This is a genomic window from Sphingobacterium sp. IITKGP-BTPF85, assembly GCF_001006065.1.
In the GTDB taxonomy this organism is placed as follows: domain Bacteria; phylum Bacteroidota; class Bacteroidia; order Sphingobacteriales; family Sphingobacteriaceae; genus Sphingobacterium; species Sphingobacterium anhuiense.
The window spans coordinates 1-8,786 of record NZ_ASZT02000178.1 but is presented as its reverse complement, the minus strand read 5'-3'; the positions used below and the strand labels follow the sequence as shown (position 1 = coordinate 8,786).

8 protein-coding genes are annotated in these 8,786 nt (G+C 38.6%); 5 read left to right on the top strand and 3 right to left on the bottom strand.

The genetic code is table 11. From position 1 onward, the window contains the following. The 5 genes from L950_RS22535 to L950_RS22515 all read left to right on the top strand — a co-directional run. The coding region (locus L950_RS22535) for a carboxypeptidase-like regulatory domain-containing protein (protein ID WP_197086644.1) at positions 1-1,250 on the top strand (1,250 nt) is incomplete at its 5' end. Beyond that, the gene (locus L950_RS22530) at positions 1,202-2,272 is read left to right on the top strand and encodes a TonB-dependent receptor plug domain-containing protein (protein ID WP_084825531.1); all 1,071 of its coding nucleotides are present in this window, start codon (positions 1,202-1,204) and stop codon (positions 2,270-2,272) included. The genes L950_RS22535 and L950_RS22530, both read left to right, overlap by 49 nt. Beyond that, complete coding sequence (locus L950_RS22525) at positions 2,248-4,095, top strand: hypothetical protein (RefSeq protein ID WP_231577801.1); 1,848 nt, start codon at positions 2,248-2,250, stop codon at positions 4,093-4,095. Before L950_RS22530 ends, L950_RS22525 begins: the two co-directional genes overlap by 25 nt. Positions 4,096-4,106: 11 nt before the next feature. After that, positions 4,107-5,465, top strand: coding sequence for a RagB/SusD family nutrient uptake outer membrane protein (locus L950_RS22520; protein ID WP_084825530.1), 1,359 nt, complete (start codon positions 4,107-4,109; stop codon positions 5,463-5,465). A gap of 30 nt (positions 5,466-5,495) precedes the next feature. Continuing rightward, positions 5,496-6,740, top strand: coding sequence for a TlpA family protein disulfide reductase (locus tag L950_RS22515; RefSeq protein WP_197086643.1), 1,245 nt, complete (start codon positions 5,496-5,498; stop codon positions 6,738-6,740). A gap of 80 nt (positions 6,741-6,820) precedes the next feature. Here L950_RS22515 and L950_RS22510 read toward each other — a convergent pair whose 3' ends face one another. The 3 genes from L950_RS22510 to L950_RS22500 all read right to left on the bottom strand — a co-directional run bounded on the left by L950_RS22510 (position 6,821) and on the right by L950_RS22500 (position 8,716). Next, the gene (locus L950_RS22510) at positions 6,821-7,051 is read right to left on the bottom strand and encodes a hypothetical protein (RefSeq protein ID WP_021190758.1); all 231 of its coding nucleotides are present in this window, start codon (positions 7,049-7,051) and stop codon (positions 6,821-6,823) included. 416 nt (positions 7,052-7,467) lie between these two features. Continuing rightward, positions 7,468-8,049 carry a hypothetical protein gene (locus L950_RS22505; protein WP_021190757.1) on the bottom strand — a complete coding sequence of 194 codons (582 nt, stop codon included), beginning with the start codon at positions 8,047-8,049 and terminating at the stop codon, positions 7,468-7,470. A 271-nt stretch (positions 8,050-8,320) separates the two neighbouring features. Beyond that, the gene (locus L950_RS22500; RefSeq protein WP_021190756.1) at positions 8,321-8,716 is read right to left on the bottom strand and encodes a hypothetical protein; all 396 of its coding nucleotides are present in this window, start codon (positions 8,714-8,716) and stop codon (positions 8,321-8,323) included. Positions 8,717-8,786 lie beyond the last annotated feature (70 nt).

The window sequence follows — 8,786 nt, the reverse complement described above, 5'->3', positions numbered from 1 at the left end:
AAAGTCGAAGGATAGTCGAGCAAAACCCGAGTGGAAGTAGAAAAAGGGGGCAAGACAGGGAAAAGAAAGTTAGTAGCAGTTTACTGGATGTGGCAAACAGTAAATTGAGGCATTTTCTGAGTGGTACTCGCTATATACCTGCTTTTAACCCGCTTCGAACCTTGTTTTACCTCCGGCCGTCGTTGCACCGTATGTGCACCGTACCTCTCCCGTCCCTGCACCAGGAAAAGGACGGTGCAACTACGGTGCAAGTGTGGTGCAGATACGGGGAAACTTACTACAAGGGTAAAAGACGGTTAAAAGAAAGTCCGAATAAGATCCTAACCAAAGGCTTTGCTTTTTTAATGATTTTCATAAAAAATGTACTTGCTAAAATCGTTCTTGATATACGGTCAGTGTACGGTTTATTCACCAATGCCCTACTGAAAAGGTACCGAAAAGGTACTGGGAATGTACTGGAGAGCTACCAAAGAGCTACTGGTAGTAGTAGCTTGACAGTGCTTGGACTGGCTTGTGCTAGGCTAGTACGGGGATATGGTTGTTCATGTGTTGCCCAAGCGTCCGTAATGCGTATGCTAAGTACTGGTAAAGCATGGATAGTGTGTAAAACGGTAACCATTTACGCACTACTAACGCACTATCAACGCTTTATCTATGCTTCATCCATACTTAATCCCTACACGGAAAGCGCTTTATCTAAAATGAGAGGTTTTAAGCTATCCAATTTCTTTTGCCAAGCATCTAAGTGGTTAGGCATTAATAATCTATCTAATCGCTTAAAATGCTTTTCAAATCAAGTGCAAGGGGGTATAAGAGATGTTGTGAATGAGGGGTTTGTGAGTCGATTGCCAAAATCATCTTTTTCAGCGGTAATGATCTTACTGTTGATGCTGACCTTCGGAACGGTATCCGCACAAGCTCAGAATAAGCAAAATTATGTGTTGCAAGGAACGGTTATTTCTGCTGTAGATAAGAAGCCGTTACAAGCTGTATCCGTGCGTATTGAAGCGGATAATGTGAAGACATCGACCAAGAAAGATGGCTCTTTCAGCATCGCTGTATCTCAGCGTACGGGCAAAGTGAAGTTCACCTCTGTCGGCTATAAAACCCTAGAGCTGGATTATACTTCTGGAACGGTGTTGCATGTGCAACTAAATCCTGTTGAAAATCAACTTGACGAGGTAGAAGTGGTGTCTACAGGATACCAAAAATACCTAAAGAAAGGGCGACAGGGAGCTTTGAATTTGTAGATAATAAGTTATTCAATAGGAAGGTTTCGACAGATTTTGTGAGCCGGCTGGAGGATGTGGTGCCAGGGATTATGTCATCTAAAATTTACCCAGAAAATAAAGGTAATTTATTAAATATCAATATTAGGGGAGTCAGTACTCTACGTTCTGAAGTTTGGCCACTTGTCGTCATCGATGGCGTGCCTTATGAAAATAGGGGTACTGACTATGGTAAAGGATCGTTTAATAATATCAATCCCAATGATATTGAAAGTGTTACGGTATTGAAGGATGCGGCAGCATCGTCTATTTGGGGGGCACAGTCCGGAAATGGTGTCATTGTCATTACGACTAAAAGAGGAAAGTTTAATGAACGAACACAGCTTAGTTTCAATACGAATGTGAGTATAAAGGCTAAGCCTGATCTGTACTACTATCCACAGATGTACACTTCGGATTATATCGATGCACAGCAATATTTATTTGATAAAGGAAAGTATAATAGCTGGTTTCGTAACCGGTTGCGAAATCCGCAACCAGTGCTATGGCTTATGTATAATCGGAAAAATGGAAATCTATCCGAATTAGATTTTAATAGGGAAATTGATGTTTTAAAGAATACGGATGTGCGAGACGATTTTTTGAAATACATCTATCGTAACGCAGTCAATCAGCAATATCATGCGCAATTACAAGCAGGGGGTGAGAAGGTCAATACCGTATTTTCCGCGGGCTATGATAAGAACTTAAATGATGTTGTTACTTCATCTTACAATCGTTTGAATCTCAAATCGAATACCCAAATTAAACCTGTTAAAAATATGGTGCTGGATTTAGGAATCATGTATACCGAAAGTAAAAATCAGGAGTCGTTGTTACCTGTCGCTTATAACAGACTTGCAAAAGGTATGCAGAATTATCCTTATATGCGTTTGGCAGATGAATTTGGAAAGCCTTTAGAGGTAACTGCAGGTGGATTTAATCCGACTTTTAGGGATACAGTGCCGGTGGTCGATTGTTGGATTGGTCTTATTATCCATTAAATGAATTGAATGAAACAAAGCAGACGCAACATCTAAATGAATTCTTCACCACGATGAATGCCGGTTATCATTTTGATTTTGGTTTAAAGTTAAATTTACTTTATGCTTATCAGCGTTCCTCTTCTTCATTTGAAGGGTGGAGAAGTATACGCTCTAGTGCTCAACGGGAAATAATCAATCGTTTTGCAAGCTGGGATGCTAATTCTGTTACTTGGAACCTTCCTGTTGGTGATTATCTTACGGAAGTTGATTGGGAGAATCAAACACATCATAGTCGAGGAACTGCTGAATTTAATAAGAAGTGGAGCGATAAGCATGAATTGACTCTATTTTCTGGAGTAGAGATTCGGACAATTAGGAAAAATGTAACTTCTAGCCAATATCATGGATTTAATAAAGAGACAGGCTCATTCAAGTCCGTTCCTTTTGGTGTAGAAGTTCCTTTATTAAATGGAATCATGGGGGTATCCACCATTGATGATTTAAATCATTATGAACTTTACCGCAATAACTTTTACTCCTATTTTGCCAATGTTGGTTATAATTTTTTAGATCGATATTTATTCAGCGGATCTTATCGAAAAGATGCTTCCAATTTATTCGGCGTTAAAAGTAATGACCGTGGACAACCTTTCTGGTCCCTTGGTGCCGCTTGGGTTTTATCGAAAGAGTGGTTTATGATAAACACCCCATTTGATCACTTGAAAATACGCAGTACCTATGGGTATAATGGAAATGTGAATAATGGTGTTTCGGCTTATCCTATTATTTCTATTCAGAATGAAGCGCACTATATCACCAATCAAAACTATGGGATGATTATGACACCTCCCAATCCTAGTTTACGTTGGGAACGAGTTGGAATCACCAACTTAGGGATTGACTTTGCAATAAAAGGGGGCCATGTTTCAGGGAGTATCGAGTACTACGTTAAAAATGCGAAAGATCTGATTGCTCCAGACCGGGTAGACCCGAGTACAGGTTTTACAACTTTGATGATTAATAGTGCAAATATTCGTACTAAAGGTTGGGACGTAAGTTTAAATGCTATCCCTATTCAGCGTAAGAATTGGACCTGGAACAGTAATTTAGTTTTTACATATGCACGTACCAAGGTGTTGAAATCTTACATCGAAAATGAAAACGGCAAGGATTTTATAAGTTCCGCACAATCTAATGCCAGGACTGCAGTTGAGGGATTTGATCTCTATAGCCAATTGGCCTACAAATGGGCGGGTTTAGATCCTGAAACGGGACAAGTTCGTGCATATCTGAATGGTGAGGTCTCCAAAGATTACAATGCCATCTTAGCTTTGAATGTAAACGATCTTGAAAATTACGGATCAACGGTGCCTTTGTATACTGGAAGTTGGCGCAACAGCATTCGTTATAAGGACTTAGAGCTCTCGTGGAATATTTCTTATCAGTTGGGACATAAGTTCCTGCGCAATTCTTTTGACAACCAGTTGTTTTTGAACAGTGATATCGGGCATAAGGATTATGCGTTGCGCTGGCAAAAGCCGGGGGATGAATTGTTGACAGATGTACCTGCTTTTAATTACCCTGCAGACCTGGGAAGTCAGGTCTATATGCGATCGTCCGCGCTGTTGGAGAATGGGGGGCAGATCAAACTTCGTGATATACAGCTGAGTCTGAATTTACCTTTTGCGAATAGATTTAAATTGAAAAATTGCCGGGTATATGCATACCTGCAAAATGTAGGGACCATTTGGCGAGCCAATAAATTAGCTATCGATTCCGAGTATGGTTCCAATATACCTGATGCGATGATGTCTTCGCTAGGATTTAGTTTTAATCTTTAATCTGAAATATCATGAAAATTTATTTAATAATCTTTAGTGTCTATGTGATGCTATCATGCTGTTGCTGTTCCGAATTTTTAGAAGTCAAGCCTGATATCAAGATGGTCATTCCTAAAAGCTTAGAAGATGCTGAGCTTTTGCTCAATGATTACAGTACGATGAATACTGGCTATCCAGTCTATGGAGATTTATCTGCCGATGAATATTATGTTGCTCCAGAAACGTTTGATGGTATGTTAGATTTTGATCAGCGTAACACCTATTTATGGCTGGATATTATTTACGATGATGCAGCACAGTGGCAGAGACCTTATAAAGCTGTATTTAATGCGAATCAAGTGTTGGAAATCATAGGCAAAGGAGAAACGGAGGAGAATAAGATGAAAGCCAGTAATCTAATTGGGATTGCACATTTTTTTCGAGCCTTTGCTTTCCAGCAATTAGTTGAAGTCTTTGCTCTATCTTACAATGTTGCAACATCTCATGCTGAGATGGGGATTCCATTGCGATTGACTCCTGATGTTGACGACCCTTCCACCCGTGCATCTTTACAGGAAACATATGATCAGATTTTAAGGGATTACAGGGAGGCATCAATTAGATTACCGATTGAGGAAGGGATAAAGGGGAGGCCTATGCGGGCGAGTGCTTATGCCGGTTTGGCAAGAGTGTATTTGGGGATGGGAAAATTTGAAGAAGCTTATGCTTATGCAGATTCCTGCTTACAGTTGAAAAGTGAATTAATGGATTTTAATGATTTAGATAAAAACCGGGATTTACCGATTGATCGGTTTAATGTTGAGGTATTGTTTTCAGCTATTTCTGCAACCGCAGGGCCTATGAGTCTTAATAATGGTTTAGTTGATTCAATGCTTTATAGGGATTATGGTTCGACAGATTTGAGGAAAACTGTTTTCTTTCGCCCTAACACTTATCCCTTAGATTCTTATAGTTTTAAAGGTAGCTATGATAATTCGATGGCCAATCTGTTTGTAGGTCTTACCACTAGTGAAATCTATCTCATCAAAGCCGAGTCAGGTGCTCGGATCGGTAAAATTGAAGAGTCCCTTGCTGCATTGAATATGTTAGGTATCAAGCGATTTGAACGAAATAAATATATTGCTATTACCGAACGAAATCCTGAATTATTATTAACCCTGATCTTGAAAGAAAGACAAAAAGAATTGGTTTTTAGAGGGCGTCGCTGGTCAGATCTCAAAAGATTGAATCTGGATCCTCGATTCCAAAAAACACTAAAGCGAGAGATGCATGGAATGATGTACCAATTGGAACCGAATAGTCGTAAATATGCCTTCAGACTTCCGGAAATAGTGATCAATAATGGAAAGATACCTCAAAATTTACGCTAATCATTTATAAAAAATAAGAAAATGAATTATTTGAAATTAATTTTAGTTACGTATATAGTGCTAATGACAGCATTCAATAGCAGTGCACAGTCGGATAAGAAAATAGATTTAAGCAAAGCAATCAAAGTAGGTGACATCTTTGTACCTCCTAGCGCTGTACAGCAGATGCGCGGTACGGGAAAGCCTATTGATTTAAAAAAATTGAAGGACAAAGTGATCATTTTGGATTTCTTTGATACATTTTGTGGTACTTGTATACAAACGATGCCTAAGCTGCAAAAACTTCAGGACAAATTGAAGAATAAGGTACAGATTATAACTGTCAGTTGGCAGGATAAGGGGACTTTACAGAGATTCTATGATAAAAATGAATATCTTAAGGAAAATAAAGTCAATCTTCCCGTGATTTTTTCGGATGTATATTTAAAAGAACGATTTCCACATAAAAGCGTTCCTCATGTTGTTTTGCTGTTCAATGGAAAGGTACAGGCGATAACGGGGAACAAAGTAATCACGGAAGAGCATGTCTTAGCCCTTTATGAAAAAGGACAAATTGATTTACCACTCAAAGATGATTTTGGTACGGGAAATTTACTGGGCCAAGCAATCGGTGAAAGGCAAACAAAAGGTGCTGTTTCGCTTTCAGGCTATCAAAATGGTGTTCCTTTTGAATCTTTTAGAAAACAACAGGATAGTGTGACAGGCTTACAAAAAACATCGTTTTATAATAGCTCCATCTATAGTGCCGTAATGTCCACTTGGGCTAAAATAGAAAAGGCAAACTATATTCCAAGACCAGAGCGACTGTTATTAATCGTTAAAGATCCAAATGTATACAAGGATACTGCAAATGTTGGCGATATCTGGTATGCGGAACATGCGATATCATATGAGCGTATGGATGTTATACGGAGAACTGATTCAGCCCAAGCTAGATTATTATTGCATGATTTACATACCTTTTTGGGTATTCGTACCTATAAAGCGATGAAAAATATTGAATGTTTGATTTTAAAACCTTGCCCTGTGAAATCTTATAGTGGTAAAATTCCTTTGGAAGGAATGACCTATGCGGGCAGTTCTGTATTTGCGGTAATGACTGATATGGGGCGCCAGTTTCCACCAGTTTTGGATTTGGTTAAAAGTAAGGGCGAGATAAAGCTTGGAGATTATAGCAATTTAAAAGAACTGAATGAACAGCTTGCTGTCTACGGAATAGTAGCTGAGATAGGAATGGGGGAGCAGGAAGTATTGGTAATTGAGGAAGTGGAATAGCTTAAAACAATATAGGGTATGAAAATTCATACCCTATTCTAAATTTAGCGAACGCTGATTCCATCTTAAACTTTTACTTATTATCTTTCTTTCAACTTTACATTTGTGCTATTTACCTGGTTTTGCAAACAGTTGATGATTTCATCTTTTAATGAATCAGTAATAACAGGTTTGTCACTACCATTGTTAGCAGCTTGTAATGAACACATTTGCTCTGTAGCACCAGGACATGCTGGCGGGTTTGGATCAGTATGCAATGTGTAAGAAGCGGGTTGAGACGGGTTTGATCCCGTGTAGTTAAATAAAGCCATAACTTTAATTTTTGTATTCGTTAATAATAAATATTTTGCATTTCCATATCGGTTTATATCATTCTACCTGGGTGTAACAGGCTGGCCACATGAAAGCTTCCGCGCCATGGAGGCTTCCATATTAAAGTGGGCTTTAGCAATCTCTCCCGCCTGCGGGGTAAACTGCAAATTTTCGTTTATTCCATTTCTTTTCCATATCCTTTATTTTTAACCTAAATTATGATCCTAGTAATACGTTGACTCCAATCGTCTCTTTCAAAATTACAGTAGCTTTGTTTTTTCTCTCTGTGTTATAACTCAAACTTTCAATTTGTCTGAGTTTTAATAATCTTGCTGTATCATTGCTTCAACAATCTATTTCAAACTACAGCAGCTTTGTTTTTTCTCTCTGTGTTATAACTCAAACTTTCAATTTGCTAATGATCTTTATTGTGCCAATATTTTAAAGCAGCATAGTATTGCCGATGATCAGTATATCCTAAAAGGCTACACATCTGATCTACCGTTAACTTCCCTATAAGCTGCGGGATCTTGGCATATAGAAATGCTAATCGTTCTTCCCGGTCTAATTTTGGAATGCGAATGTATACTTTTATCGTATTGAGCGCCTGTTGCTTCAAAATATGGTTGAGATGATTCAGTTCGGGATATCGTCCTATTCCTTCCTGGAGGATTTCATTGTTGATTTCATAGACGGTGCTATCCGCTAAAAATCGAATAGCAACCTCCGCAGATGATCGACTGTAAAGATGTTTTGTGCCTTCAATGTATTGATTGACAGTGCCGATACGCTCAATCTGGATTTTCATTTTTTTATTTAACAGTTCGTAAGAAAGCAAACCTTCAAGGAGAAAAGCTGAGGAATGTTTTATATCGTTTTCCCTGATGTAGTACTCCTCTTTTTTGTAATGCTTGATCTTACCGTTTTGGGCCAGAAAGTTTATTACTTCTTCGGGTAATGCAACATAACCTGAAAAGTAATCTTGTAATCTTTTCATGATCAGTAAATTTATAGGGACAGTTGATCGCCTTTGAAAAATAGATTTTTCTTCAAAGACGGTTGCCTGCCAACGTGTAGTGTGCTAAAAATGGGTTAGTTATGCTCATGGTCGATCTCTATTATGTAACCCGTACCGACCGAACTTTTAGATTCGGTCGATGATGGGCTATTCCAAACAGCTCAAAACAATCATTATTCGTAGTTTATTGTTTTTTGGGGAGATTAAAGGAAGGGATTGCGATCGGTACAATATTCCTTTAACGGGGCAACTACTGCAGATGATATCTGATCCAGATGGAAATGGGTAGACGGATGGGGGTAGACTCCTCTTGATCTGATTGATCAACTGTGTTAATGATCATATTTGGATCCAAGACGACCATATCTTTGTAATGGTCTCCCGGAGGTTTAGCATCTTTTTGAAATTGGATATACTGTCCCGATTCCCAGGTTTCAGCAATACCGTTTCCGGTCGTCAATTTAAAAGCTGGTGTCATGTTCGCAATGTATGCTTGCTGGCTTGGACTCATGTCGAAATAATCTAAAAGCAATTTTGCTAGATCCGTTCGTGCTAGATCAATGATGTCTTGACGCTGGCTAATGTTCATTAGAAATAATTCCATATGAAATGAAGCCACGCCTGCATTGTCGAAATTTTTTTTCATTTTGGTTTTTAGGATTTAATGAACTACAAATAAAAAGACAAAAATTGTGCTCGTCAAGTGCTTTTAAGGG

Bases quoted from the DNA above. Each gene is read 5' to 3' on its own strand.
- L950_RS22520 (WP_084825530.1), top strand. From the start codon at position 4,107: ATGAAAATTTATTTAATAATCTTTAGTGTCTATGTGATGCTATCATGC.
- L950_RS22505 (WP_021190757.1), bottom strand. From the start codon at position 8,049: ATGAAAAGATTACAAGATTACTTTTCAGGTTATGTTGCATTACCCGAA.
- L950_RS22500 (WP_021190756.1), bottom strand. From the start codon at position 8,716: ATGAAAAAAAATTTCGACAATGCAGGCGTGGCTTCATTTCATATGGAA.
- L950_RS22510 (WP_021190758.1), bottom strand. From the start codon at position 7,051: ATGGCTTTATTTAACTACACGGGATCAAACCCGTCTCAACCCGCTTCT.